Raw genomic sequence first — 26,149 nt, forward strand, 5'->3', positions numbered from 1 at the left:
AGATATGATAAAATGATCAACGACCAACACCAGTCGTACCGCTGCACCACTTGGCTTGAAACTCCAAAATACAGACCCCTAAAGATGGTGTGTAAAGGACCCTTTGAGTGGACAAGATATTGGTTCTACCGGACCGACATTAAGCCGCCGATGCCACCACCGAAGTGAGCGCCTCTCGCCGTTTCACCTCTCAAGTTCCGTCCATGCCGCATCATCGCATCCGCGATGACCTCGCGGTGGCGTGTATAGATGCCGGGGCTCGACACAATTGATGCAGGCGTGCCGAAGACGCACGGTTGATCGTTCCAAGCGATTGTGGCGGGACGGTCCATGTGCCAATTAATTGCGGTACACTGACGTGCCCGATTTGGAGAGCCTCATTTGAAGTGCGCTGGCAAATTGATCGTCGCAACAGCATTGCTGATTGCTGGCTGTCAAAGCGATGGTAGAGCCCAATTTGAAGCAAGCAGAGCGAAACTGCAGAGTCCGGAACAGAGGCGCGCTGCAATTCAGCACTGCCTCAAAGGCGTAACATCGAAAAAGAGATGGGTTCGAGGACGACCTCGTCCCGGAGGCGTGAAGTGGTGCACCGACTTTGTCAATGCTTGGGCCACCGGCCGCTGGACCTATGACGACTATCGCAACGGAACTCCGAAGACCGGCTATGACTACAGAAGAGACAAGATCGTGAAACTTCCCGCCCCATGAGGGCCTGGACCGTCGTTGTCAGGCCTCGCTTGAAATATGAGCCCCGAGCGGGAAATGGACGGCTATGCAGGTCAGGCGAACCCAATCCGATGGCGTTGGGGTTAAAACCCAACACCCTGAACGACCCGAGTTCGACCCAGGGCAGACATTCACAGCTCGTTGACTGACTGTCTGCAACAGCTGGAGAGCGGAAGTGCCACCCCGGGAAATGTCGCCTCAGTCGAGGCTGGCCGGCGACGAGAACGGCTGCTTGGCGTCGACCACGAAGATGGCCAGCTCATCGAGATCGGTTGTGCCGGCGTTGAACACCTCCATCGGCGTGTTGGCCCCGTGTCCGATCATGGCTGTGCCAGCTTCAGCATAGGTCACTCCGTGGGGCGTTCTCTGGCCGACCTTGCCGGCCAGCACATAGAAGGCCTCTGGTCCCGGATGCGTATGGATCTTCGTCTTGACGCCGGGCGCTCCACCGGCGCGGTTGACGCGCAGCAAATACTCGCTTGCGCTGATCGGAGGGATCGGTCCGATCTCGATGACCTTGGTTCCGCCGGTCGTAGAGCCATCCTTCGGTCCAAGCGTGAACAGCCAGACCTTGCCTGCGATCTCCGCCGCAAGCGAGGTCGGGCCCGCCGCGCTTTGGGCCTGCGCCAGCGTTGGCAGATTATCCAGCCGCCAGTACAACGGTCCGGAGGGCAGTTCCGTCACCTTTTTCTCAACCACCGGCTCGACGGCGAATTTGCTGTCTGCGGGCATTGAGACTGACGTCATCAGCCCGAAAGCACACACCGAGAATATAAGCAGGCCAATACGGCGGGCGCTGAGGGAATGCGGCTTCATGGTTGGTCCTCCCTTTCATGGTCGTCCCCTCGACCCCATATTAGCTATAGCATATGTACCGCCTTACGGCACGGACCAACTTCACCCTAGAGCGCCTGCCGCCAAAGAAGACTGTTCATGATGCCAAAGCGTCTAGGGAGAGTTTTCAAGTATTGGAACTAGGTCGTCGCGGTGGCATTGGCTGCGATGACGAGTGCCAGCAGCGAAACGCGTGGCTCCTCCGCGTCGTCAAATGGGTAGCCGACGGCCCCGTTTAGGGTTCGAAGCAGTCTTGCCCCCAGGCTACTGTGTCTGACGTGAGTCCAACGGTCCAGCCGTCCAAGATCGGCCCGCGCATGGCAGCCAGAGCCGTTCAGGCGGGCGCTCGAAAATGTCTGAGGTGCCAAGGTCGGCGCACAGCTCCGCTCGCATGCGCCATGATGCGTGCGGGGAAAGGCTTCTGGTCTGCCCCTGCTGCAGGCGGCTTAGCAAAGCTTGCAGCCGGGAACAACCACTCAACGACTCGCGTTTCTTGCCAGGGCCCGCTTCTTTTGCAACAGGGCGGCGGGCGTCGAAGGCTCGCAAATGTCGCGCCGGCGTTTCAATAGCACTCGCCTCAGCCCTCACGATTTGGCTATTTGTGAACGCGTGTTTGATCAGGTTTGCGCAGATGAACACATTGACCTTTTAAGCCTGGATGCCGAAGCCTTAGCGGTGATGATTGTCGCAATCTTCCGAAACTTGACTACCAATGAGCGCGAACTGCTGGAGGAAGTTAGGTCTCTTCGTCGCTCAAAAGGCAGAGAGAAGGCGCACTAGCTTTGCGGCGTTCCGAGGTGAATTGGTCTAATCCCGCTTTGGCACAGCCGTTTGGCATCTGAATTGCCCATTGAGAATCGCCAGAGTGTAGCCACCGAGCTTGCGAAGGGGATGGAAATGGGCTTAGCCAAAGACTTATCGGATGTCGCGCTCACATTCGAATGTCCGGATTGCTCGCATCCGGCGGTAAGAAAGGGCTCTGCACTCAGAACAATCGCGCACTTCAAATGCGACGGGTGCAACGCAAAGGTGCGGATCACCTATCCGCAGAAGCTAGCGATTTTTGAAAAGCACAGGCTATTGGCCGCAGGCGACCGCCGCCAGCGAGGCCAGGAACACTACGGTGCCCGCAACATCGATCGGGCCGATGCGGCCGAAGTGGCTTCGCGACCTCTGCCGCGTGCAGCGACGCGTGCTTAAGCCTTCCTCATCCGCGCGGCCTTCGCCCTTTTTACGCATGTTGACCGTGAGAATGCCGTCCATCGGAATAATTCGGGCGAAGGGCTCGTTTGTTCCTTAGACGATGCTAAAATATAGCAAAGTGTCCGAATGTCACTTCATGAAGCCCGCCAGACAGGCTGCGGCTTGCTCTGGCCTAACCTCGAAGGGAACCAGGGATGAAAACGGCTGTTTCAACCTCTTTGACAAGACGAAGTGTTGTTGCCGCGCTGGCGCTGGCCGCCGCGTCGACGGCGGTATTGCCCGCCGACAACGCACTCGCCCAGGCCAAGAAAACCACAGCTGAAAAAAGTCTGTATGAGCGGCTGGGGGGCGTGTTCGCCATCGCAGCGGTGATCGATCATTTTAGCGACGCCGTCGTGAAGAACCCGATCGTCGGCAAGAAGTCGAAGAACCCACAATTGCGCAAATGGCACACCAAGAACCTTGAAAGGTTGCCCGGCCTCAAGTTCATGCGCACGCTGTGGGTCTGCGACGTTTCTGGTGGGCCCTTCAAGTTCGTCGCCACCAAGCCCGGCACGACGCCGCTCGGCCTCGAGGAGGCGCATCGCGACCTGCGGATTTCCCCGGCGGAATTCGATGAGGTCGCAGCGGAACTCGGGCGAACCCTGGATCATTTCAAAATTCCGAAGCCTGAGAAAACCGAAGTCTTGGAAGCTTTCGCCGCCCACAAAGACGAGGTCACCGCCGGCTACGTCAAGCAGGGCTGAAGCGCTTATATCGTGCGGGCGGATGCATTCGCATGGCGCCAGCGTCGCCTTGAATGCAGCGCGGCCCTGACCTCGAGGTCAGGGACATCGTCGACCCACCTCTACGAACCTTGCAGCTCAAGGTGAGAACGCGGAATTTTCGACAGACGCCGGGGAAGGTTCGGCCTGGACCTCCTCCGTCACGACTTCGAAGCGGGTAAGCCGCGAACAACCGAAACTGGTTGAGATAGCGACGTCGGTCGCGTCGCGCCCGGTTGCCATCAATATCCGCCCGATGCGCGGGCGGTTGTGGCGAGGATCGAATGTGAACCAGGTGCCGGCGAGATAGGCCTGGAACCAGGCGCTGAAATCCATCGGATACGGCGCCGGCGGTACCCCGATGTCACCGAGATAGCCGGTGCAGTACCGCGCGGGAATATTCATGCAACGGCATAGCGCGATCGCCAAATGGGTAAAGTCACGACAAACGCCGGCCTGGTCGGTGAAGCTGTCGTGAGCCGTCCGCAGCGGGTCGGCTTTCTGGTAATCGAAGACGATGTGATTGTGAACGAAATCGCAGATCGCCTGGACACGCGCCCATCCAGGCGCGGTATTGCCGAATTTCGCCCAGGCAAAATCGCCAAGACGATCGGTATCGCAGTAGCGGCTGCCGAGAAGAAAGACGAGCACCTCGTCCGGCAGGTCCTTGATCTTGTGCTGCACAGCCTGCTCGGCGACCGCATCGGGCTCGCCGCTATCGTAGATATCGAAGGTGGTTGAGATCGTCGTCAGGCCCGAGGGCGCCTCGATCCTCGTGCAGGCGTTGCCGAAACCGTCGACGTAGCCGCGTGCTTCGACGGGACGATCGAAATCGATGACCTGTTCCGTCAACAGATCGACCCGGCGCGATGGATGGATCTCGAGCGCCAACAGCATCGGCGTTGGCCGCGGACATTCGTAGGTGAGGGTGTAACCTGCGCGGATCCGCATCGGCGCTCCGATTGTTGTCATTCAGCAACCGGGCAAACTCCGCGTCGGCCAAACAGTTCCGGGAAAACATCAGCGGATGCCAATTTTCCTACGCACCGATCTCCTTCGCCACTTTCACCTCGACGGTCATTGCAAGAAAGCTCGACGCGCTTCCCGAATAACTCCCGGAAAGCGGAATGGCTTGACGAGGATGCCGGGCCACGGCCACCCTGATCAAATCCCGATTGCCGACAATGCCATTGGTGGGGTCGAACTCGACCCAGCCGGCACCCGGCAGGTAGACCTGGCACCAGGCATGCGTCGACCCGCCGCCAAGAACCGTCGCGCTGTCGCGGCTCGGCACATAGACGTAACCAGTCACAAAACGGGCGGCAAAGCCGAGCGAACGAACCGCCTCCATCATGAACAGCGCAAAGTCCCGGCATGTGCCGCGACGCAGGTGCAACGTCATCAGCGGCGGCTGCGTCCCTGGCTCGCTTCGACGGGAATACACAAAGCTCTCGTGGATGGCATAGCAAAGCGTCATCAACAGATTGCCGGTCCCGGTGTGCCCTGCGGCACTGAGGAACTGTCGTGCCCACTTGCCAACCTCGTCACTGTCATCCTCGTATTGACGTTCCATCGTCTGGGAGAGATCTGCGGCTTCGTCGGGATCGTAGGAAAACGGATAGTGAAGCGCAGCTTCGTCGATACGGAAATCGGGCGCATGCTGCGGCGTGTGGTCCAGCCGAATGTCTGTCGCAAAGCGCAGTTCTTTCGCGGGGTTCTCGAAATCGATCACCGCCACGCAGTTTCCGAAAACGTCATGGATCCAGCGAACCTCTTTCGGCTCGGGATCGACAGACAAGGCGTGGTCCAGGAGTCTTTGATCGAAGCTGTCGCGCGGTCTGAACATCAGCCGATGCTCGCCGAACCTCACCGGCCGGCTATAGCGATAGACCGTCGTATGCTGGACTGAGAAGATCGGCATCAGTTTTGGTCGACAAGTTTACCTGCGATGTTGGCGCAATCATATAATCTTTTCCACGCTCATTCGATGGTTCCTACTCGGAACCTGCGCGAACTGTTTCCGCTCTGAGCGACCCTTCCGGCAGCGGCCGCATGAGTTCAGCCTCGGACTTCGTCAGATGGATCCATGCCGCCCAGTCCGATGGCCGCAGCACAACCACTTGGCGGTTGTGATATGGCGCCACGTCCGGCCCCGGATCGGTCGTCAGCATCGTGAACGTCGGCGGCTTGTTGCCGAAACCCTCGCGCCAAAGCCCGGCAATCGCCATGAACGAATGGCCATTCAGCGTGAACTTGTGCTTGGCTTTTGGATATTTCGTTCCCGTGAACTCGAAGAAAGCCGACGCCGGGACGAGGCAGCGTTTGCTGTTGCCGAATTGTCGACCCTCCGAGCGAAAGTTGAATACAGGTCCGCCTTTTGGTCCGGCCGGAGGAAAGCCGAACGTCATCGACGCCAGTTCGATTGTGTCGCCGGCCCCGCGCATTACAGGCGCAGGGTCGTTGATGTGGATGTCGTCTGCCTGCGGCAGATCCAGTTCGGTTTGATGGCTGGGAATATTGAGCGCCAGCGAAGCCATCATCCGGCAATACTCGGCCCAGGCGACATGCTGTTCGTAGTCATTGCACATGGAAGGCTCCGCACGCTCGATCGAGATCAGTTTCAATATAGCGTTGTCGGTTTGTGCCGATTGCTGGCGGATTTGCCCTATTTGGGCCGGCGTGCGGCAGCGATGGCCTGCAACAGATTGATGCTGTTCATGTCGGGGTCGCTGGATGCGGCAACGGCAAGTGCGGCGGCCTCGGCTATTTTCGCGACGTCGTCGCTGCTGATTGTTCCGCGCTTTTCCAGCAGATTTATAAGTTCGACAACGAGAAGAAAGGCGTTCACGCCATATCGTTCGGCTTTGAGCTCGAACTCGCCTCGAGCCAATCTCTCCGCGTCTCCTTCAGCCCGTTTGTCCATCTCGGCGTCCTCTCCTATGGCGACAAGCTGTGAACGCTTAGCACGAATGGTTTAATCCTTCGAACTGGCCGCACCTTTCGCCAGTTGCCGATTGCCGGAGCTTGGCACCGTGTCGCCGGCGGCAGGGCACGGCTTCAGCCAAGGATGAGACCTGCCAATAGAACGGTAAGGATAAGGGACAGCACGACGGCAAGCAGCCCGCATGCCTCCAAGGTGTTGGTTTGCCAAACTTTCGTCGGGCGCCTCCGGTTTGAATTCCCGTTTCGCGAAACAAACTTCATCGGGCACCAGATTGGACGCGGAGCCGGCTTGAATTTGTGTAAGCGCTCGTCTTCATCTGTCCGGAACGGCAGATGCGCCGCGGCATCTCCACGGAACTCCGAAGCACTGCCTGCGCGGCGCCGGCCTGCTTTTCATCGACGCGGGCCATCACCAGAACGACACCCTCTGCGATCTTCGGCTTGCCCGGCTTCTGGGCAAAATTGGCGAAGGTTCCGAGAAGCCCGCCGCCAAAGCCGCCCCACGCCGCACCGACCAGAGCCATGCCGGTCATCCCCGCGGGATCAATGCCCTGAGCTCCAAAAGCGCTAAAACCGGCCAGCAGACCAGCCGTTGCGCCAAGTGCGGCCCCTGCGCCCGCACCTCGCCAGAGAGCGCTCATCTCATCGTCGTAATATCCAGCAACGCTGATCGGTTCATCGTTGTCATTGTAAGATCCGACCACGCTGATCTGCCGGCGACGAATCCCGCCGGCCTGAAGCCTGGCAACAGCACGTGCTGCCTGGGCATGGGAATCGAATAGTCGGCTGATCGTTTGCATTTGCGTCCAAACCCGACGCTCGTTCGGAGCGTCGGGCTTCTCCTCTCTGGCTTGAACTCTTCCGCCCAGACGCATCTTGGTCGCGCCAAAGCTCACTACAACGTGAGCCAGCCGGCTGCGTTCCTCAGCCGGGGCTTCGGTCCATTCCTGGAGCGTCTTGCTTGGGACCTAAGTCTGACCAGCTTGGGTGTGCTGAGGCCATGCCGACCGGGCCGCCGGCTCGAAGAGAGGGCTCAGATGCTATCGCAGACCCAAAAAGCTCAAAATAGCGATTACGATCACGATGGCGCCGACCAGCCAGATAATGTTGTTCATGATTGCACTCCTTCGCCTCCGGGCTGGGCGCACGCCGGGGCGAAGCCCGCCACGCAAGTAGAACATTAGATACGGCTAAAGGTTCCTCGCGGGCCTCGCTGTCGAAAGAGCCCACCGCACCAGTCGGCACGGCGGGCGACGCAGAGTTCACCCCGGTGGTGGGGCAGCAGACGGCGTTGCGTCCAAGGCTCAGCTGATGCTTCTGGACCAGTTATCTACCTGGCGCTCTGCCTCTTCCTTGGCGATGCCATATCGCTCCTGGATACGCCCCAAGAGCTGGTCTCGGTTGCCCTCGATCCGATCAAGATCATCGTCGGTGAGGTCACCCCACTGCTCCTTCGCCTTGCCCTTGAACTGCGTCCATTTTCCCTTGATTTGATCCCAGTTCATATGTTCCTCCTTTGCTTCCTGGGCCCGCACTGAAGCGGAGCGCGGACCGATCGGCATTTCAATGTCGGTGACGAATGAAGATCAGCGGCCGCTAAAAGTTCCGGTGCCGGCGCAAAAAGCCCGCCGTGCCCGTGCCGGACTGCGAACTGATGTTGATGATGCCCGGAGCTTGATGCTCTCTCGCAGCGCCATCCTATCCCGTTGAAGTCGCCGAGCTTCTCGCTGGCTGGCTTTGCCTGGCAAGCCTCGAAAGGCTACCCAGCAGCATTGTTCTGTCCTTGCCGATCATCAGCACGCCGCTGTCGGGCGCCAACAGTGCCGAGAACGGCAGCATCGCCGCGCCGATCGGCGAGGCCTCGGGGCCGAATTGTCCCGAGACGATTTCCGGCGCCACGATGCCGATGGCGCTGATCCTGTTGAACTGGGTCTGCACCTTTGCCAACAGCTCGAGATGGATCGGCCGCGGCAGGATGCTGTCGAGGACGATCGCCTCGATGTCGATGACGGAGGTGATGGCGATGATCGCCTCGACCAGCGCATTGGCGCAATCGTCGATCCATTCGGACAGCGGCTCGCGCGCCCCTGGCGGCAAGGGGTCGAGTTCGCGCACGCGATTGATTTCGATGCCGCGCGATTTGAGATGATTGACCAGCACATAGATCGAAGCGCGATGCAGCAGGCTCTGGTAGCGCGCCGGCTTGGCCGCCACCGAATCGAGGCTTGAAGGCGAGACCGGCAAAGGACCGAGCGCGGCGCTGTTGCCGTGCGGCCCGGTGTGGACCTTGCCGCCTTGCACCAGTCCGCCGCCGACAAAGGTGTCGATCGAAATATGCATGAAGTCGCGGAACCGCGCGCCAGTCCCCTGGATGAGCTCGGCCAGTGCGGCCGATGACGCGTCGTTTTCCACGAAGACCGGGGTCTTCGGCTTTGTGGCGAAGAAAGTCGTCAGATCGATTGCTTCCCACCGGCTACCGAGGTCGTCGGGAAAGCCGAGCTCCTCGCTCCAGCCGCCGAGGAAATATGGCGACGCGATGCCGACGCCGACGATGCTGGCATCGCCAAGCCCCTCGACCAGTTTGTCGAAATTGGCCAGCGACATGTTGCCGGCCTTGAGCACCATGTCGGGATCCGGGAAGCGATATTCGTGCGACTCGCGCGAGCGGACCTCGCCGGCGAAGTCGACCAGCACGGCTTCCAGCGCGCGCCGGCCGATCTTGATGCCTACGCTGTAGATACGCTCCGGTGCAAGTCGGTAGAGAGTGGATGGCGATCCCCGTTGTCCGAACCTTTTTCCCACTTGCTTTACGAATCCCGACGATTCCAGCCCGTCGACAATGGTGGCGACCGCGGCCGGCGTCAGATTTGCGGCGCGCGCCAGATCGGACTTGGATGCCTCTTTCAGGCGGCGGATGGCATCGAGCACGAAGCGCTCGTTATAATGCCGAACCTTGACCGAATTGCTGCCTTTTCCGGACAAAACCGGCGCCTCCCCATTTCATTGCCGCGGAACTGCTCTAGTCGCCTGCAGCTTTGAAGTTGCCGCAGTCGAGCGCTCCAGCTGCACCCGTGCGCGAAGCGACAGTGCCCTTCGGGGCCACGGAAGTCAATTTTCCAGTTGCGGCGCCGGCCCATTTAATATAGCAAATTGAAGAAACAGGACCAGGGAGGAAGGGTGCTGCACTTGGGCGCATTAGGCGAAGCCGATGCCATGGTGAAGAGCGACGTGGCGGTCCCCGTTGCCCTGGTTCAGGCGACAAAGGCCTTCGGCGGCACGATTGCCCTCAAGGACGCGTCCTTCGAATTGCGCTCAGGCGAGGTGCTGGCTCTGCTTGGCGAAAACGGTGCCGGCAAGAGCACCTGCGTGAAGCTGCTGGCCGGCGTGTACCTCCCTACCGGCGGCCATATCGAAGTCGACGGCAAGCCTGTGGTCTTCCATTCGCCGCACGATGCCCAGGCTGCCGGCATCTCGGTCATGCACCAGCACCCCGGTCTTTTCCCGGATCTTTCGGTGGCGGAAAACATCTATCTCGGCCATATGCCGCGCGATCGCTTCGGCGGCATCGACAACGCCGCCATGCTTGCCGGCGCGCGCAAGGTGCTGGCGACAGTCGGCCTCGACGTGCCGGCCGAAACCCGGCTCGGAACGTTGCGCACCTCCGAACAGCAACTGGTCGAGATCGCCCGCGCCCTGTCGCTCGACGCGCGGGTGCTGATCATGGACGAGCCGACGGCCGCCCTGTCGCAGCGCGAGGTCGAGCGGCTGTTCACCGTCGTCGCCGACCTGCGGCTGCATGGCGTGGCGATGATGTTCGTCGGCCATCGCATGGACGAGATCTTCCGCATCGCCGACCGCATCGCGGTGCTGCGCGACGGCCGCCTCATTGGCATCAAGCCGAAGGCCGAGCTTGGTCGCGCCGCCGCCATCGGCATGATGGTCGGCCGCGAAGTGACCGACCTCTATCCGGAACGAAACCACGCCACCGGCGCGCTGGTGCTGGAGGCGAGGGGGCTTTCGCATGCCGGCGGCTTTTCCAACATCGACCTCAAGCTCCACGCCGGAGAGGTGCTCGGGCTCGGCGGCCTGGTCGGCAGCGGCCGGACCGAGATCGCGCGCGTGCTGTTCGGCATCGACCAGCCGGATGCCGGCGAAATCCTGATCGACGGCGAGGCCGTGCACTTTGCATCGGCACGCGACGCCATGGATGCGCGCATCGCCTATGTCTCGGAAGATCGCATGGGCCAGAGCCTGGTGATGGACTTTTCGATCCTCGACAACGCGGTGCTGCCCGTGCTCGACAAGGCAGCTCGCTCCGGCTTCTACGGCACGGACCGCGCGATCGATCTGGTTTCGGACTGGCTGAAGCGGATGAAGCTTCGCTTTTCCGGCTACGGGCAGCCGGTAAAGGAACTGTCCGGCGGCAACCAGCAGAAGGTGGTGTTGGCCAAATGGCTGCGCACCGAGCCGCGCGTCCTCATCCTCGACGAGCCGACGCAAGGCATCGATGTCGGCACCAAGGCGGAAGTGCATGCGATGATCGCCGACCTTGCCGCACAGGGCATGGCTATCATCCTGATCTCCTCGGAAATGCCCGAGCTCATCGGCATGTGCGACCGCATCATCGTCCTGCGCGAAGGCCATCGGACGGCCGAATTTGACAGGGGCGAAGCCACCCAGGAAAAGGTGCTGGAAGCCGCGATGAAGGCCGACAAACGCGCCGACCCGGCAGCGCAGGCCGCCAGCGAAGAGAAAAGAAAAGGACCGCTCGACATACTGAAGCGGCGGGAGTTCGGCCTGCTCGCCGCGATGCTGGCGGTCGCCATCCCGGTCACCATTATCAATCCGCGCATGGTGAGTGCGGCAAACCTGACCGCCGTGTCGATGGATGCAGCCCTGCTGGTAGTTGCAGCACTCGCTCAGATGCTGGTGCTGATCACCCGCAACATCGACCTTTCGATCGCCGCGGTGATCGGCTTGTCGGCTTACATGGCGGCGAGCATGGTCCAGGCCTATCCAGGGCTCGACATCGGCATTGGCCTGATGACCGCATGCGCGGTCGGTGGTGTCGCTGGCCTGATCAACGGCCTTGTCGTTACCAGGGGAAAGATCCCGGCGATCGTCGTCACGCTGGCCTCGATGTCGATCTTCCGCGGCTTCAACTCGATCTGGGCAGCCGGCGACCAGATCAGCGCCGACGAAGTCACGCAAGCCTGGCTCGACATGACCGGCCTGAAGATCGCCGGCGTGCCGCTGATCGTCATTATCGCGATCGTCATCCTGTGCCTGGGTTATGTGCTGCTCTATCGCACCGCCATCGGACGCGAACTGTTTGCCGCCGGCTCCAATCCCGACGGCGCACGTCTTATCGGCATCCCCGTCGACCGGCGGATTCTGCTGGCCTTTGGCATGGCCGGCCTGCTCGGCGGCCTGTGCGGTGCGCTGTGGGCATCCCGCTATGCGACCATCGATGCCCGCGTCGCGCTCGGTTTCGAACTCACCGTGATCGCGTCGGCGGTGGTCGGCGGCGTCGCCATCCGCGGTGGTTCGGGCACGCTGCTCGGCATCATCCTCGGCGCGCTCACGCTGCTCGTCATCAAGAACGGGCTGACGCTGGTGCGCGTCGACCCGCTGTGGCTGCAGGGCGTCTACGGCCTGGTGATCCTGGTCGCCATCGGCATCGACACCTTCATCGTGCGGCGTGCCGAGCAGGCAAGACAGGCGAGGGCGCGGTGAGAAAGTTCCTCCGTTCGATCGACTTCTGGGATCTGCTGCTGGCGACCTCCTGCGTGGCCATCTTCCTCTACGCGGCGATCGTCGTGCCGAATTTCGTCTCCGGCTTCAATCTCTCGCAACTGGCCGCCAGCGCCTCGGAAAAGGCGCTGCTGATCCTGCCGATGACGCTGCTCATCATCACCCGCGAAATCGACCTGTCGATCGCCTCGGTGCTGGCGCTGACGTCCGTCGTCTTTGGCTTGCTGGTACAGGCCGGCGTGCCAACGCTTGCCGCAATCCCGCTGACGCTCGTCGCCGGCGGCCTGCTCGGCGCTTTCAACGGCTACCTGGTCTCGGGCCTTGGACTGCAGTCGCTGGTGGTGACGCTCGGCACGATGGCGCTCTATCGAGGTATTGGCTACATCCTGCTCGGCACCGGTTCGGTCAACATCCTGCCGCCCGCGGTCGTGGATTTCGGCATCAACAATCTGCCGGGCACCGAGATACCGTGGACCATCGTCCCCTTCCTGGCGCTGGCGCCGGTGTTTGCGGTCGTGCTGCAGAAGACGCCGACCGGCAAGCGCATCTACGCGCTCGGCGGCAGCCCCGAGGTGGCGCGCTATTCCGGCATAAACACGCGCCGGATGGTGCTGAACCTGTTCGTCGTCTCGGGCGTCGTCGCGGCGATAGCCGGCATCGTCTATACCGCGCGCCTTTCCAATGCCCGCGCCAACAATGCGCTCGGCATGGAGCTCGACGTCATCACCATCGTGCTGCTCGGCGGCGTCAGCGTCTTTGGCGGCAAGGGCCGCCTGACCGGCGTCATGCTGGCGTTGGTCCTGATCGCCATCATCCGTAACGTGCTGGCGCTGAACCAGATCGGCGGCGACGCGCAGGGCATGATCATTGGCCTGCTTCTGATCGGCTCGCTGCTGGTCGGCAATTACTGGCGCTCCACACAGGAGCTGCTCAGCAGATCCCGCGCAATGCGCGAGACAAAGGGGTGATCTCGGGCCCCTTCCTTTAAGCCCGAATTTTGACGGAGGAGTCACAATGAAAGCGTTTAGATTAGCCCTGCTCGCATCCGCGGTTCTGCTCGCGCCAACCTCGCTGGCCTTCAGCCAGGAATGCGCCAAGGAACCCGTAACGGTCGGTTTCCTGCCCAAGCTCGACACAGACCCCTACTTCAAAGTGGCTTTTGGAGGCGCACAAGAGGCAGCCAAGGAAATTGGCGGCACCGCTACCCAGGTCGCCCCATCGCAGGCGACCGCCGAGGCGCAAATCGAATTCATCAACAGCCTCGTGTCGCAGAAGGTCGGGGTCATCGCAATTGCCGGCAACGACGCCAATGCCGTCGCGCCGGCGCTGAAGCGCGCCGTTCAGCAGGGCGTCAGGGTGATTTCGTATGACTCCGATGTGGCCGCCGATGCCCGCGCGGCATTTGTCAATCAGGTCAAGGGCGACAGTCTCGCCGAGATGATGCTGGAAAGTGCATTCGCCCTCAGCGGCGGTGAAGGCGAATTCGCGATCCTGTCGTCGACGCCGACGGCGACCAACCAGAACGCCTGGATCGACTTCATGAAGGCGAAGATGGCTGCCGAGCCGAAGTTCTCCAAAATGAAGCTGGTGCAGGTGGCCTATGGCGAAGAAAGTGAACAGATCAACCAGCAGCAGGCGCTGGCGCTGGTCCAGGCGTTTCCCGATCTCAAGGTGATCATCGTCCCGGCAGGCATCGGCCTTCCGGCGGCCGCGCGTGCGCTCGAGGAGGCGGGCATGATCGGCAAGGTCAAGCTGACCGGCCTCGCGCCGGCTACTCTGATCTCGAAATACATCAAGGACGGGGCGGCCCAGGATATCTGGTGGAACGTCACCGATCTTGGCTATCTTACCTACCAGACGGCCCAGGCGCTTGCGCAGTGCAAGATCACCGGAAAGGAGGGTGAGAAGTTCACGGCAGGCAGGCTCGGCGAATACACGATTGGCGCCGGCGGCGAACTGATCCTTGGTCCAGCCAAGATCGTGACCCCCGAAAATCTGGCCGAGTTCAAGTTCTGATCCTTTGGAGTTCGACCTCCGCGGGGCCGCCGGCCCACCCGGCGCCCTTCCTAAACCTCTCGAATGAAAACAGTGCGGGGGCGGCAATGAAGATATTGCTTGCGGGCGAAACCTTTGCGGCGACGACGTCGGTCGCCGTCGGTAGCGATGTGCTTACAAGTGCGACCTCGACAAATGGCGCGACGGCCTTCAATGCCGCGCTGGCCACTGAGGGCATCGCCGTCACGCAGATCGGCGGTGAGCGTTGCAGCGCGGAGTTTCCCTATGACCTCGATGGGCTCGCCCAATATCAGGCGGTGGTGATCTCCGACGTCGGCGCCCTGACATTGCTGGTGACGCCGGATGCCCGCGCCGGGCGTGTCGGCGTCAACCGCCTCGATCTGCTCAAGGCCTATGTCGAAGGTGGCGGCGGGCTGATGCTAGCCGGCGGCTATATGGGCTTTCAGGGCATGTTCGGGACGGCGCGGTTCCACGACACCCCGGTCGAGGACGTTCTGCCGGTCCGTTGCCTACCCTACTGCGACGGCATGGAGGTGCCGCAAGGCCTGCAGGCCTCCATCCTGCAGCCGTCACATCCGATTTTTTCCGGGGTGGAGGGGCCTTTGCCGCCGATCCTCGGCGTGAACAAGCTGGAATTCAGGCGCGACGGTTCATCCCGGCTTCTGGCGACCTGCCACCACCGCGGCACCGACTGGCCGCTCCTTGCCGTCGGCAGCCACGGCCGCGGCCGCACGATTGCCTGGGCAACCGATATCGGCCCGCATTGGCTCTCGCAGGATTTTCTCGCATGGCCGTTCTACGGAAAACTGACGGCGAACATGGTCCGTTGGCTCGCCGGCAATGAATGAGAAAGCCGGACACCAGGTTTGACCACTGCAGTCCGCCTGCCGCTGCCTCCGATGCCGCGCGAGGCGCCGGTGACCAGCACCACCTTGCCGGCCAGGTCGAATTTCGGCGTGAACTCATTTGTCATGCAATTCCACCTTGTTCTTCAAATCGGACCGGCTGCCGTGTCGAACCGAATAGGCTCGCGTGAATTCGGCGCCCAGCAGAAATATCTCGGCCGAATAATAGACCCACAACAGCACGACGAGCAGGGCGCCGGCCGCGCCGTACGACGATGCGAAAGCGCTGGTTCCGATATACCAGCCAATCAGCGACTTGCCGATGGTGAACAGAAACCCGGTGACGACGGCGCCAAGGCCGACATCGCGCCATTGCAGACTGCGGTCGGGCAGCACCTTGTAGATCGCGGCAAACAGCAGCGCGATCAGGGCAAACGAGACAATCCCGTTGACCGCGCTCAGGATGATGGTGCCGAACGGCAGATAGGCGTTGATGACGTCTCCGAGCGCCGAAATCGCGGCGCTTACAACCAAGGACACCAGGAGCAGGAAACCGAGAGCGGCGACCAGGCCCAGGCTTGCAATGCGTGCCCGCACCAGCCGTGAGATCGTTGCTGCCCTCGGTTTGACTTTCCAGATTTCGTTCAGCGCCAGCTGCATTTCGCCGAACACGCCGGATGCGGCGACGAACAGCGTGACCAGCCCCAGAATGCTGGCAAGGGTTCCCGCTTCCTTCTGCGAAGCGTTTTCGATCGTCGCCTGCAGCAGCTCGGCACTTTGCGGTCCCATCAGGCCGGCGATCTGTGCCGAAAGGGCGAGTTGTGCCGCCTCGTGCCCGAAGGCCATGCCGGCGATAGCGACGACGATCAGCAGGATCGGCGCAAGCGAGGTCGTGGCATAAAAAGCTATCGCCGCCCCATGGCTCAGCGCATTGTCATCGATGAAGCCGAGGACGCTCTGCTTGAGGAGCCTCCAGCTCTCTGCTGCCAAATTCCACATGTGGGCCTCGCATGCTGTCAACAAACAAGTAGCGGCGGCGCAGCGCTGGGCGAGGGAGGGGCGCGAAGATCGCAACGGAGCGGCACGACAGGCCACGACAAGAACACCTCTTGCCCGAACACTTGCCAAGCGCCGGCCATCATGATGCCATGGCGCTGTGGAAGATTGCACGCTGGGTTGGGGTGGGCGATGTTGTTTCCAGGTGCAACAGGGCGCATAGGCGTGGCGTTTGCCGCGCTGCTTTTGTGCGCGCTGGTTCCTGCTCGGGGCGAGGAGCCGAAGGCGCTAAAAGGCGTCGCGCTCGTCATCGGGCAGTCCGACTATGAGCATGTCGGCAAGCTGCCCAATCCGGAAAACGACGCCCGCGCCATCGAGGAGATGTTCGACAGGCTCGGCTTCGAAACCGATGTCGCCGTCAATCGCGACGCGCGCAAATTGCGGCGCGACCTCGAAGGCTTCGTCGACGATGCCGAGGGTGCCGACGTCGCCATTATCTACTATTCCGGCCACGGCATCGAAGCCGGTGGCGAGAATTTCCTGGTGCCCGTCGATGCCGACATTGCGGCGCTCGAGGATGCCGGCGAGAAGCTGGTCCCGCTGTCGTCGATCGTGGCCGAACTGAAGGCCAAGGTGCCGGTCACCATCGTGCTGCTCGATGCCTGCCGCAACGACCCGTTTCCGCCGGGCACGCTTTTGAAACTCAAGCCGGGTGAAGCGGGCAAGCCGATCGGCGCCGGCGGCCTCGGCGAAACGCGCAGCGTCGTGGCGCTGAACGACAGCGCGCCGGCCAAGGGTTCGGCTGGCGACAGCGGTTCTGCCGACGACAGCCTGGGCCAGGTCATCGGCTTTGCCGCCGAGCCCGGCAAGGTGGCGCTCGACGGTCCCGCCGACGGCAACAGCCCCTACGCGGCAGCCATATTGCGTCACATCGACACGATGGGCGGCGAGGAATTCGGCACCGTGCTGCGCATGGTCGGCGAGGAGGTCTATCTCAAGACCGGCGGCCGGCAGCTGCCATGGGTCAATGAGAGCCTGCGCCGGCTGCTCTATTTCGGCACGCCCGCCGAGGTGCCGAAAGGCGAGGAAGGCGAGATCCTCTCAGAGCGCCGCCGGTTGCTGCTGACGATTTCGACGCTGCCCGACCCGCAACGCCGCCAGATCGAGACGATTGCCCGCGACGGCGGCGTACCGATGGACGCGCTCTACGCCATGCTGAAGACGCTGGGCACCGAGACACCCAGGGATGCGGCCGAGCTCGACAAATTGCTGCGCGGCCAGACCGAGCGGCTGAAACAGGTACTGGCCGAGCAGGCGACACTGAAGAGCCAGGATCCGGAAATCGTCCGGCTTTCAAAACTGGCCGAACAAGCGGTGCAGGAAGGCGCGCTCGAAGCAGCGCAGAAAATCCATGAGCAGGCCAAGGCCCGCGTTGGCGAACTGTCGAAAACCGTCGACCAGGCCGAGGCCGATCTCAAGGCGCGTCGTTTCGAGTTTGCCGAGGTTTTCGGCGACAGCGCCAAAACCTACGAAATCTCCTTCAGCTATCAGGCGGCAGCCCAGGACTATGCCAAGGCCTATGAGCAGGTCGAGAAATGGGACGACCATGAAGCCTGGTTCTACAAGGCAGCCGAGGCCCAGGCGCTCTCCGCGCATGGTTCTTTCTCGGGCGACAACGCCTTTCTGGTGCAGGCGGTCGCTGCCTATGAAAAGGCGCTGACCTATGTGTCGCGCGAAAACAGCCCGCGGCAATGGGCGGCCATGCAAAACAATCTCGCCACCACACTGTCGACGCTGGGCGAGCGCGAGGCCGGCCGCGAAGACCTCGACAAAGCGGCAGCCGCCTTCGATCAGGCGCTGAGCGTCTACACGCGCGACGCCAATCCGGACGACTGGGCCTCGACGCTAGGCAATCTCGGCACCGTCTATTGGCGGCTCGGCCAGCGCGAGAACGGCACGACGTTGCTCGACAATGCCGTTGCTTCGTTCCGCGCGGCGCTCGAGGTGCAAGTGTCGAAAAAGCTGCCGCTCGAATGGGCGGCGACTGAGAATAATCTCGGCATCGTGCTCTCCGAACTGGGTGAGCGCCAAGCCACCAGCGACAGCTTTCGCGCCGCCATCGAAGCGCATCGCGCCGCGCTGACCGAATACCGCAGGGAGCGCGTGCCGCTCGACTGGGCGTTGAGCCAGGTCAATCTCGGCGCGGCCTTGTTCCGCCTCGGCGAGCGTGAACAAGACGTACCGACGCTTGAGCAGGCCGTTGCCGCCTATCAGGCGGCGACGGAGGAAATGACGCGCGAGCGCGCGCCGGCGCAATGGGCGACGATCCAGAACAATTTGAGTTCGGCGCTGGAATCGATCGGCCAGATCAATGGCGACATTGCTACGCTGCAACGCGCTCGGAAGGCGGCAGAGGCCGCACTGACGGTGTGGACGCGCGAGCACGCGCCGGCGAACTGGGCAAACGGCCAGTTGACGCTTGGCAATGCCTTGCAGCGCCTCGGCGCCAGGCAGGACGGCGATGACGCACTGCTCAAGGCGGTCGCTGCCTATGAGGCCGCACTTTCTGAATATCCGCGCGAAAAGCTGCCGCTCGACTGGGCTTCGTTGAACCAGAATCTGGGCTCGGTCTATGCGACGCTTGGCGATCGGGACACCGGCATCGACTATCTCCGGAAGTCGGCGTCCGCCTATCGCGAGGCCTCGCAGGTCTATACCGTCGCCGCCGCGCCGCTCGAATTCGCCTCAATAGAGCACAGTCTCGGCAACACGCTGTCGACCTGGGGCGACCGTGCTCGCGACAAAGCGGTCCTTGAAGAAGCGGTCGCCGCCTATGATGCAGCGCTCACCGTGCGAACCAAGGAGAGCGCCCCGAAGGACTGGGCGAAGACGCAGTACCGGCTGGGCGCAGCACTTTCCATGCTCGGCAAGGCCGATGGCGGTTCGGACGAGGCGCTCCAGCGCTCGGCGGTGGCCTATCGCGCGGCGCTCGAAGTGCAGAGCCGTGACAGCGACCCCGACGCTTGGGCGGCAACGCAATGGGGTCTCGGCCATGTGCTCCTGGTTCTGGGCGACCGCACGCAGGACGGCGAAGCGTTCAACCAGTCGGCGACGGCGCTTGAAGCGGCGCTGCCCTTCTACGATCTCGCCACGGTGCCGGAAGATCACGCCCAGCTGCAGAACGAACTCGGCAGCGCCTATTACTACCTTGCCGGCAGCGCCAATGACCCGTCGCTCTACCAGAAGGCGGCGGCCGCGCATGAAAAGGCACTGGCCGTCTATGCCACGCTGCCCGACCGCTCGCTCTGGGCTTCGGTCGAAGGCGACCTCGGCAATGCCCGCATGATGCAGGCAAACGCCAGTTCCGACCCGGACGCCATGGCCAAGTCTGTCCAGGCCTATGAGGCGGCACTGACGGTGATAAGCCGCGACAGGGATGCCGACGAATGGCTGCGCAACCAAACCAATCTGGCCAGCGCGCTTTCGACGCTGGGCTACTGGCGCGACGACGTTGCCCTGCTGAAGCGTTCGGCCGGCATCTATCGTTCGATCCAGAGCGTGCGCACGCGCGACCGCGCCCCCGAACGTTGGGCCAGCACGCAGGCAAGCCTGGCCAATGTGCTTGGCATGATCGGCGCGAAAGAGCCTTCGCCGGCTTTGTTCCACGAGGCGGTCGCCGTCTACCGAGCATTGGCAGACCAGGTCGACCGCGACCGCGACCCCGAGCGCTGGGCGAGCCTGCAAAACGAGATCGGCTATCAGCTGACGCTCGCCGGCCGCGCCGGAAACAACGTCGCCAAATTCGAGGAGGCGGTGCCGATCCTGCGCGAGGCCATCGCCGTGCAGAAGAAGATCGGTTCGGTGCCGGGCATCGCTTTCACCGAGGACAGCCTGTGCGACGTGCTTACCGATCTGGGTGCTGCTCGCAAGCAGAAGGCAATGGCCGAGGAAGCGATAGCCGCCTGCCAGCATGCGCTCGTCATCTTTCGGGATGGCAAGATGGACGACCTTGCCGCCGGCTCCGCAAAGAACCTTGCCGAGGCACAAGCCTTGCTGGCCGAATTGCAATAGCGCACAGGAAAAGGTGGCCGCGGCCGGTTTCGATTGGCAAAGGGTTGCCGTTCCCTGCTATTCCCGCTTCAAATCAAAAAAGCAGTGGACGTTTCCAGCATGACCAATGTCGCCTTGACCGGGCTTGCCCGGGATCTTGCCAAGCGCGCGGCGGAAGGCCGCCCGGTGCGCATCGGTGTCATCGGGTCGGGCGAGATGGGCACCGACCTGGTGACGCAAGGCATGCTGATGCCGGGCATTTCGGTTTGCGCGATTTCGACCCGCCGGCCGCATACGGCGCGTGACGCCATCCGCATCGCCTATGGCGACGAGGCAATGGCAGCCGAAGCGGACAGCGCTTCGAAGGTCAGCCAAGCGATCGAGAGCGGCAAGATCGCAATCACCTCGAACGAGATGCTGGTCACCAATCCGCTCATCGATGTTGTCATCGATGCCACCGGCAAGCCCGGCGTCGCCGCCGATTTCGACCTGATGGCGATGCAGCACGGCAAGCATCTGGTGATGATGAATGTCGAGGCCGACGTCACTATTGGCTGCTACCTCAAGCAGCAGGCCGACCGGCTCGGCGTCGTCTATTCGGTCGGTGCCGGCGACGAACCGTCGAGCTGCATGGAGCTGATCGAGTTCGCCTCGGCGCTCGGCTACACCATCGTCTCCGCCGGCAAGGGCAAGAACAACCCTCTCAACCACGACGCCGTTCCCGACGACTACCGCGAGGAAGCGCTGCGCCGCAACATGAATCCGCGCATGCTGGTCGAGTTCGTCGACGGCTCGAAAACCATGGTCGAGATGTGCGCCATTGCCAACGCCACTGGGCTGGTGCCCGACGTTCCCGGCATGCACGGCCCCAAGGTCGACCGCGACGAGCTGGTCAAGGTGCTGATCCCGCGCGAGCAGGGCGGCATCCTGTCGAAGAAGGGCGTCGTCGACTACACCGTCGGCAAGGGCGTGGCGCCCGGCGTCTTTGTCATCGTCGAGGCGACGCATCCGCGCATCATCGAGCGCATGGACGATCTGCATATTGGCCACGGCCCCTATTACAGCTTCTTCAGGCCCTACCATCTGACCTCGCTGGAAGTGCCGCTGACGGCCGCCCGTATCGCGCTTTACGGCAGGCCCGACATGGTGCCGCTGCCGAGGCCGGTGGCCGAGGTCTGCGCCGTGGCCAAGCGCGATCTGGCGGCAGGCGAGACGTTCGACGCGATCGGCGAGACCTGCTACCGCTCCTGGACCATGACGGTCGAGGAGGCTCGCGCCCACCACGCCGTGCCCGTCGGTCTGCTCGAAGGCGGCAAGGTGCTGAAACCGGTGAGGAAAGGCGAATTGCTCACCGCCGACAATGCCGCGCCCGACCCGACGACCAGGCTATTCGCCTTGCGCCGGCTGCAGGACGAAATGCTGTATGGGGCGGGGTAGGTGCGGTGCAGAAACTTTGACGTCGGCGCGAAGGAGCGCTGCGTAGCGGCTTTTCTACAGGCGGCTATTGCCGCTGAAACGCACGGCAGACCATCGCCGCCGACCGGCTCCCCCAAAAGCCCTACTTCCCCAGCTCTATCGACCGCAGCCGCGCCGCTTCCACCGCCTCGGTGAGCAGGCGTGTCAGCCGGTCCTCGCCCATCAGTACTGCAAGGGCCGCAGCCGTGGTGCCGTTGGGGCTGGTCACCTGCTGCCTGAGCACGCCGGGCTCCTCGCCGCTTTCGGCGGCCAGCGATGCGGCGCCGTAGACCGTCTGCATGGCCAAGAGCTTGGCAGTCCTGGTCGGCAGGCCAGCCTCCCCGGCGGCCACGGTCAGCGCTTCGATGAAATGGAAGATATAGGCTGGACCGGATCCGGAGACTGCCGTCACCGCATCCATCAGGCCCTCGTCATCGATATCGGCCACTTGCCCGCTTGCCGAAAGCAGGTCGGCGACAAGGCGTTTGGTGTCCTCGGAAACCAGCCTGTTGGAAAACACCACCATCATGCCCTTGCCGATAGCCGCCGGCGTGTTGGGCATGCAGCGCACGATCGGCGCGCGGTCGCCGAGAATGCCTTCGAACGTGGCGACCGGCGTCCCGGCGGCGATGCTGAGGAAAGTGGTTCGGCCATCGTTGAAGCGGATGTAGCCAGCCGTCACGTCGCGGATCACCTGTGGCTTGACCGCAAGGACGACGAGGGCCGGCACGGCGTCCGCCGGGATGACGCCGGCATCCGCGGCAGCAGCGCAGCCCAGTGCTTCGGCACGCTTGCGCAACTCGGCATTGGGCTCGACCACGAACACCGCAGCCGGAGCCAGCTTGCCGGCTTTCAGCCAGCCCGAGAGCATGGCGTAGCCCATATTGCCGCAACCGGCGAGAACAAGCCTGATCGTCATCGAAGCTCTCCATTCGAAAGGTTGGCTTTGCCATAGACGTTCATGGGCGGACGGGGAAGCCCCTCTCGGACCTTGATCAGGGGCCGGGTTATGTCGCCGCTTTCGCCGCCTGATCGGGCTCGGTCAGTCATGACCCGATCACTCTGGACGGCCAGGTTCGGCCCATCCCAGACTAAAAACAGGGATTGCAGACGAGGTGGGAGCGATAGCCTGGATTCTCCAACAGCGCACCAAAGCCGACAAGAAATCCTCCCCAACCAAGCACAACTGCCACGGCAACGACGCCGACTCCCATAGCCATCTTGCAAGCCGCCACGGCCCCTGAAGAAAAGCGCCATGGGCGTATCAAAGCAAGGATTGCGGTCCCTGCCAGCAGACTAAGCACCGGAACTCCGAAGAGCACAGCGTGCATCTCCAGCATCAGCGCAAACGGAGTGTCTGGCGTTATCATACGGATAGCCTCCCCCGAATTCTGACGGTGTTCAAGATGGCGACTTCATGAACAATGGAACGTCTGCCTCCAACCCTAACCGACATCCCGCCATTTTTCGAGTGATCGACCAATCGCGGGCGACGAACTCGATGGCATTGTCTTAAGGCGGGAAACGAGGTCTCTCAGCCGACCAAATTAACCTTTTATTTCCTATGCCTGTTTAGCATCGCTTAACCAGTGGGCGGTCGCTACGTCCCAGCCCTAGGGGAAAGCTCCAGGAACCATGGCTTACAGGGATAATCGTCAACACCGGAGGAACGAGCTGTCCTTGCTGTCGCTCGTCGAGGCAGTGCGCGACGAGGACGAAGCATCGCTGGTTTCGCTAGAGGACCGTGCAGGCGCGTCATGGCGCGAGGATGCCGCCACACGGCATCGTCTCGCCCGGTCGCGCCGCGAGGCGCGTGCCAGTCCGATCCTGTTGGCAGCCGCCGGCACAAGCCAGCTCCATCCTGATGGGCCGGAGGCCGCCACCATACTGACGGAAGAGCCTGCAGCTGCCGATGTATTGTTCGACCCCGCTGGCTCCGTTGGCGGCCGCGATGCCGGTCCCGCTGAGGACAAAGCGTACCGGGCAGCGCGTCGGGGTCCGATCGGTACCGTGTTGTCAGCGCTGCGCAGGCTCATGCCCGGCAGAGCGCCGGAGGAGATGGCGTCCGGCGAGACTTCCGCCGCGACAAATTCCGGCGCAGCGATGCCGCCTGCCTTCGATCTACAGCCGCTCTATGCCGGACAGCCACCTTATCCGCAGCAACCCACGCCGCAGCATTCGGCCTATACTCAGGCCTGGTCGAAGGAGGCAAATCAGGTTTCGGAAGCCGCCGATCAGCAAAGCCAGATCGAGGAAATCCGTGCCAGCCTGCGTGAATTCCGCGAAGCGGTTCGCGAGCTCACCGAAAACCGCACGCGCCGCTATTTCTAAGCGTCGAATAAAACATGCCGGTTTCGAGTTAGCGGCATGGGACGGCGCATTGACGGGATTGCCCGGCTCGATTTTCGTGAAAATGCCGCGCTGCATGTCCGCCCGGCTGCGCATGGTTCTGGGCAACGACATGCATAAAAGGTATCTGGAGTACGCCGCGGGATGCTTTAACGCGGCAGGCTTAGGCGATCGGGCGTCGAGGGTGGTTCATGGCTGAGTTGATTGACGGAAAAAGCGTCGCCGAAGACGTGGTGCGGCGGGTCAAGGCCCTGGTCGCCGAACTGGCGGAAAAGGGCGGACGGCAGCCCGGCCTCGCGGTGGTCATCGTCGGCGAGGATCCGGCGAGCCAGGTCTATGTCGCCTCCAAATCCCGCACCGCCAAGGAATGCGGCTTCCATTCGGTTCAGCACACGCTGCCGGCCGAGACCTCCGAGCCGGACCTGTTGAAGATCATCGGCCAGCTCAACGCCGATCCGGCCATCAACGGCATCCTGGTGCAGCTTCCGCTTCCCGGCCATATCGATGCCGGCAAAGTCATCCAGACCATCGCGCCGGAGAAGGATGTCGACGGCTTCCACTTCATCAATGTCGGCAAGCTCGGCACCGGCGAGTTCGAGACCGCCTTCGTGCCTTGCACGCCGGCCGGCTCGATGCTGCTGATCGAACGGGTGCGCGGCAAGGATCTGTCCGGCCTCAATGCGGTCGTCGTCGGGCGCTCGAACATCGTCGGCAAACCGATGGCGAATCTACTGCTTGCCGCCAACTGCACGGTCACCATCGCACACAGCCGCACCAGGGACCTGCCGGCGCTTGCCCGCACCGCCGATATTCTGGTCGCAGCCGTCGGCCGGCCTGAAATGGTCCGCGGCGACTGGGTCAAGCCTGGCGCCACCGTCATCGACGTCGGCATTAACCGCATCGCCGCACCTGAAAAGGGTGAAGGCAAGGCCCGCCTCGTCGGCGATGTCGAGTTTGCCGAAGCAGCGAAGGCGGCCGGCGCCATCACGCCGGTGCCTGGCGGCGTCGGGCCGATGACCATTGCCATGCTGATGGCCAACACGCTAGCTTCCGCCTACCTCGCAGCCGGGTTGAAACGGCCTTCCTTCTGACCAGAGAGCAGCGTCCTTGCCGAACCTCACTGTTCCCCTAGAACGGCCGGTCACCAATGATCCCGTTCAGGGCGGCCGGCAGTTCGGGTTTCTGCTGGTCGACAAGTTCTCCATGTTCTCGCTGGCCGCGGCAATCGACACGTTCCGGTCGGCGAACCGGCTGCTCGGCCGCGATTTCTATGGCTGGACGACGGTGTCGGCCGACGGCGATGCCGTCATGGCTTCCAACGGCCTGCCGCTCAAGATCGACTACGCCGTTGTCGATCTGCCGCCGGTCGATATCCTTTTCGTCTCGGTCGGGCTGACGACGGAATTTCCCGGCAAGAGCAAGGTGCTGGCGGCGCTGCGCAGCTGGGGCCGGCGCGGCAATGCGCTCGGCGCGCTTTCGGTCGGCTCCTATTTGCTTGCCGAAGCAGGCCAGCTCGATGGCTATCGCTGCACCATCCATTGGGAAAACCGCGCCGGGTTCCTCGAACGCTTTCCGGACATCAACTGCACCGGCAACGTCTTCGAGATCGACCGCAAGCGCTACACCTGCGCCGGCGGCACCACCTCGATCGACCTGATGCTGGAAATCGTGCGCGGCGATTTCGGCTCGAGTCTCGCCAATGGCGTCGCCAACCAGTTCCAGCATGAGCGCATCCGCTCGGCCGGGGACCGCCAGCGCGTCGGCCCGGAACGCGACCTGACCGGCAAGTCGGAGAAGCTGCGCCGCATCGTCGAGCTGATGGCCGACCATCTCGACGAGCCGCTGTCGGCGGTGCAGCTCGCCAAGTCGGCGGGCCTGTCGGTGCGCCAGGTCGAGCGCCTGTTCCTGCGCCATCTCAGTGTGACGCCCGGGCGCTATTACATGCGGCTCAGGCTCGAGCGGGCGCGCGAATTGCTGCGCCAGACCAACATGCCGATCCTCGACGTGGCAATCGCCACCGGCTTCACCTCGCATTCCTATTTTGCCCAGAGCTACCGGCTGCAATTCGGCCGGCCGCCTTCCGAGGAACGCCGCACGACCTATTGAGGGTTTGGCAGAGAGGCGACGCAGCTTCGTACTCCGTCCGGGCTTGTGTCGCGACGCGGCGTCAAATAGCGTTCCGGCGCCGAGCGGCGGCGACTGACGGGGGAGATT

Annotated in this window: 21 protein-coding genes; 11 read left to right on the forward strand and 10 right to left on the reverse strand. The window is 62.5% G+C overall.

Annotated features, from left to right (window positions below):
• Positions 1-924 precede the first annotated feature (924 nt).
• Positions 925-1,542 (reverse strand): cupin domain-containing protein, encoded by a 618-nt coding sequence (locus NKH91_RS26130; protein WP_352885302.1) that lies wholly within the window; start codon positions 1,540-1,542, stop codon positions 925-927.
• A 1,095-nt stretch (positions 1,543-2,637) separates the two neighbouring features.
• Positions 2,638-2,823, reverse strand: a complete 186-nt coding sequence (locus tag NKH91_RS26135; RefSeq protein WP_352482421.1) for a hypothetical protein — start codon at positions 2,821-2,823, stop codon at positions 2,638-2,640.
• A 134-nt stretch (positions 2,824-2,957) separates the two neighbouring features.
• On the opposite strand from NKH91_RS26135, the gene NKH91_RS26140 reads away from it, so the two are divergent.
• A complete protein-coding gene (locus NKH91_RS26140) occupies positions 2,958-3,509 on the forward strand; it encodes a group I truncated hemoglobin (RefSeq protein WP_352885303.1) in 552 nt (183 codons plus the stop codon).
• 117 nt (positions 3,510-3,626) lie between these two features.
• Here NKH91_RS26140 and NKH91_RS26145 read toward each other — a convergent pair whose 3' ends face one another.
• The 3 genes from NKH91_RS26145 to NKH91_RS26155 form a co-directional block, all read right to left on the reverse strand.
• Complete coding sequence (locus NKH91_RS26145; RefSeq protein WP_352885304.1) at positions 3,627-4,478, reverse strand: transglutaminase-like domain-containing protein; 852 nt, start codon at positions 4,476-4,478, stop codon at positions 3,627-3,629.
• A gap of 88 nt (positions 4,479-4,566) precedes the next feature.
• Complete coding sequence (locus tag NKH91_RS26150) at positions 4,567-5,448, reverse strand: transglutaminase family protein (protein WP_352885305.1); 882 nt, start codon at positions 5,446-5,448, stop codon at positions 4,567-4,569.
• Between the two features lie 73 nt (positions 5,449-5,521).
• On the reverse strand, positions 5,522-6,115 hold the full coding sequence (locus NKH91_RS26155) for an SOS response-associated peptidase (protein ID WP_352885317.1): 594 nt from the start codon (positions 6,113-6,115) through the stop codon (positions 5,522-5,524).
• Positions 6,116-6,168: 53 nt separating this feature from the next.
• Between NKH91_RS26155 and NKH91_RS26160 the strand changes: the two genes are divergently transcribed.
• Complete coding sequence (locus NKH91_RS26160) at positions 6,169-6,483, forward strand: hypothetical protein (RefSeq protein ID WP_352885306.1); 315 nt, start codon at positions 6,169-6,171, stop codon at positions 6,481-6,483.
• A gap of 244 nt (positions 6,484-6,727) precedes the next feature.
• On the opposite strand, the gene NKH91_RS26165 is transcribed toward NKH91_RS26160, so the two are convergent.
• The 3 genes from NKH91_RS26165 to NKH91_RS26175 form a co-directional block, all read right to left on the reverse strand.
• Entirely contained in the window at positions 6,728-7,366 is a 639-nt protein-coding gene (locus tag NKH91_RS26165; protein WP_352951018.1) for a hypothetical protein, read from the reverse strand.
• 408 nt (positions 7,367-7,774) lie between these two features.
• Positions 7,775-7,975 carry a CsbD family protein gene (locus tag NKH91_RS26170; RefSeq protein ID WP_023719429.1) on the reverse strand — a complete coding sequence of 67 codons (201 nt, stop codon included), beginning with the start codon at positions 7,973-7,975 and terminating at the stop codon, positions 7,775-7,777.
• A gap of 193 nt (positions 7,976-8,168) precedes the next feature.
• Positions 8,169-9,452 carry an ROK family transcriptional regulator gene (locus NKH91_RS26175; RefSeq protein WP_352885308.1) on the reverse strand — a complete coding sequence of 428 codons (1,284 nt, stop codon included), beginning with the start codon at positions 9,450-9,452 and terminating at the stop codon, positions 8,169-8,171.
• Positions 9,453-9,647: 195 nt separating this feature from the next.
• Between NKH91_RS26175 and NKH91_RS26180 the strand changes: the two genes are divergently transcribed.
• The 4 genes from NKH91_RS26180 to NKH91_RS26195 all read left to right on the forward strand — a co-directional run bounded on the left by NKH91_RS26180 (position 9,648) and on the right by NKH91_RS26195 (position 15,088).
• Positions 9,648-12,206, forward strand: coding sequence for an ATP-binding cassette domain-containing protein (locus tag NKH91_RS26180; protein ID WP_502899030.1), 2,559 nt, complete (start codon positions 9,648-9,650; stop codon positions 12,204-12,206).
• Entirely contained in the window at positions 12,203-13,192 is a 990-nt protein-coding gene (locus NKH91_RS26185) for an ABC transporter permease (RefSeq protein WP_352716916.1), read from the forward strand. Before NKH91_RS26180 ends, NKH91_RS26185 begins: the two co-directional genes overlap by 4 nt.
• 46 nt (positions 13,193-13,238) lie before the next feature.
• Positions 13,239-14,240 (forward strand): rhamnose ABC transporter substrate-binding protein, encoded by a 1,002-nt coding sequence (locus NKH91_RS26190; protein ID WP_352488291.1) that lies wholly within the window; start codon positions 13,239-13,241, stop codon positions 14,238-14,240.
• Between the two features lie 86 nt (positions 14,241-14,326).
• Complete coding sequence (locus tag NKH91_RS26195) at positions 14,327-15,088, forward strand: glutamine amidotransferase (RefSeq protein WP_352885310.1); 762 nt, start codon at positions 14,327-14,329, stop codon at positions 15,086-15,088.
• Positions 15,089-15,202: 114 nt separating this feature from the next.
• Here NKH91_RS26195 and NKH91_RS26200 read toward each other — a convergent pair whose 3' ends face one another.
• The gene (locus NKH91_RS26200) at positions 15,203-16,084 is read right to left on the reverse strand and encodes a YihY/virulence factor BrkB family protein (RefSeq protein WP_023719423.1); all 882 of its coding nucleotides are present in this window, start codon (positions 16,082-16,084) and stop codon (positions 15,203-15,205) included.
• A 222-nt stretch (positions 16,085-16,306) separates the two neighbouring features.
• Between NKH91_RS26200 and NKH91_RS26205 the strand changes: the two genes are divergently transcribed.
• Both NKH91_RS26205 and NKH91_RS26210 read left to right on the forward strand, forming a co-directional pair.
• Positions 16,307-20,152: a caspase family protein gene (locus NKH91_RS26205; RefSeq protein ID WP_352885311.1), complete on the forward strand. Its 3,846-nt coding sequence runs from the start codon at positions 16,307-16,309 to the stop codon at positions 20,150-20,152.
• Positions 20,153-20,251: 99 nt separating this feature from the next.
• Positions 20,252-21,568 carry an NAD(P)H-dependent oxidoreductase gene (locus NKH91_RS26210; protein ID WP_352885312.1) on the forward strand — a complete coding sequence of 439 codons (1,317 nt, stop codon included), beginning with the start codon at positions 20,252-20,254 and terminating at the stop codon, positions 21,566-21,568.
• Positions 21,569-21,689: 121 nt separating this feature from the next.
• Here NKH91_RS26210 and proC read toward each other — a convergent pair whose 3' ends face one another.
• Positions 21,690-22,505, reverse strand: a complete 816-nt coding sequence (proC, locus tag NKH91_RS26215) for a pyrroline-5-carboxylate reductase (protein WP_352849517.1) — start codon at positions 22,503-22,505, stop codon at positions 21,690-21,692.
• A gap of 761 nt (positions 22,506-23,266) precedes the next feature.
• Here proC and NKH91_RS26220 point away from each other — a divergent pair.
• The 3 genes from NKH91_RS26220 to NKH91_RS26230 all read left to right on the forward strand — a co-directional run bounded on the left by NKH91_RS26220 (position 23,267) and on the right by NKH91_RS26230 (position 26,041).
• The gene (locus NKH91_RS26220; protein ID WP_352592534.1) at positions 23,267-23,917 is read left to right on the forward strand and encodes a hypothetical protein; all 651 of its coding nucleotides are present in this window, start codon (positions 23,267-23,269) and stop codon (positions 23,915-23,917) included.
• Positions 23,918-24,126: 209 nt separating this feature from the next.
• Entirely contained in the window at positions 24,127-25,026 is a 900-nt protein-coding gene (gene folD, locus NKH91_RS26225) for a bifunctional methylenetetrahydrofolate dehydrogenase/methenyltetrahydrofolate cyclohydrolase FolD (protein WP_352849515.1), read from the forward strand.
• 16 nt (positions 25,027-25,042) lie between these two features.
• A complete protein-coding gene (locus NKH91_RS26230; protein ID WP_023719415.1) occupies positions 25,043-26,041 on the forward strand; it encodes a GlxA family transcriptional regulator in 999 nt (332 codons plus the stop codon).
• Positions 26,042-26,149: the final 108 nt, after the last annotated feature.

It is taken from the genome of Mesorhizobium sp. M0894 (assembly GCF_040319725.1).
GTDB lineage: Bacteria > Pseudomonadota > Alphaproteobacteria > Rhizobiales > Rhizobiaceae > Mesorhizobium.

Coding starts and splice junctions, on each gene's coding strand:
- NKH91_RS26200 (WP_023719423.1), bottom strand. CDS start 16,084: ATGTGGAATTTGGCAGCAGAGAGCTGGAGGCTCCTCAAGCAGAGCGTC.
- NKH91_RS26135 (WP_352482421.1), bottom strand. CDS start 2,823: ATGGACGGCATTCTCACGGTCAACATGCGTAAAAAGGGCGAAGGCCGC.
- proC (WP_352849517.1), bottom strand. CDS start 22,505: ATGACGATCAGGCTTGTTCTCGCCGGTTGCGGCAATATGGGCTACGCC.
- folD (WP_352849515.1), top strand. CDS start 24,127: ATGGCTGAGTTGATTGACGGAAAAAGCGTCGCCGAAGACGTGGTGCGG.
- NKH91_RS26130 (WP_352885302.1), bottom strand. CDS start 1,542: ATGAAGCCGCATTCCCTCAGCGCCCGCCGTATTGGCCTGCTTATATTC.
- NKH91_RS26155 (WP_352885317.1), bottom strand. CDS start 6,115: ATGTGCAATGACTACGAACAGCATGTCGCCTGGGCCGAGTATTGCCGG.
- NKH91_RS26190 (WP_352488291.1), top strand. CDS start 13,239: ATGAAAGCGTTTAGATTAGCCCTGCTCGCATCCGCGGTTCTGCTCGCG.
- NKH91_RS26195 (WP_352885310.1), top strand. CDS start 14,327: ATGAAGATATTGCTTGCGGGCGAAACCTTTGCGGCGACGACGTCGGTC.
- NKH91_RS26210 (WP_352885312.1), top strand. CDS start 20,252: ATGACCAATGTCGCCTTGACCGGGCTTGCCCGGGATCTTGCCAAGCGC.
- NKH91_RS26140 (WP_352885303.1), top strand. CDS start 2,958: ATGAAAACGGCTGTTTCAACCTCTTTGACAAGACGAAGTGTTGTTGCC.
- NKH91_RS26145 (WP_352885304.1), bottom strand. CDS start 4,478: ATGCGGATCCGCGCAGGTTACACCCTCACCTACGAATGTCCGCGGCCA.
- NKH91_RS26170 (WP_023719429.1), bottom strand. CDS start 7,975: ATGAACTGGGATCAAATCAAGGGAAAATGGACGCAGTTCAAGGGCAAG.
- NKH91_RS26150 (WP_352885305.1), bottom strand. CDS start 5,448: ATGCCGATCTTCTCAGTCCAGCATACGACGGTCTATCGCTATAGCCGG.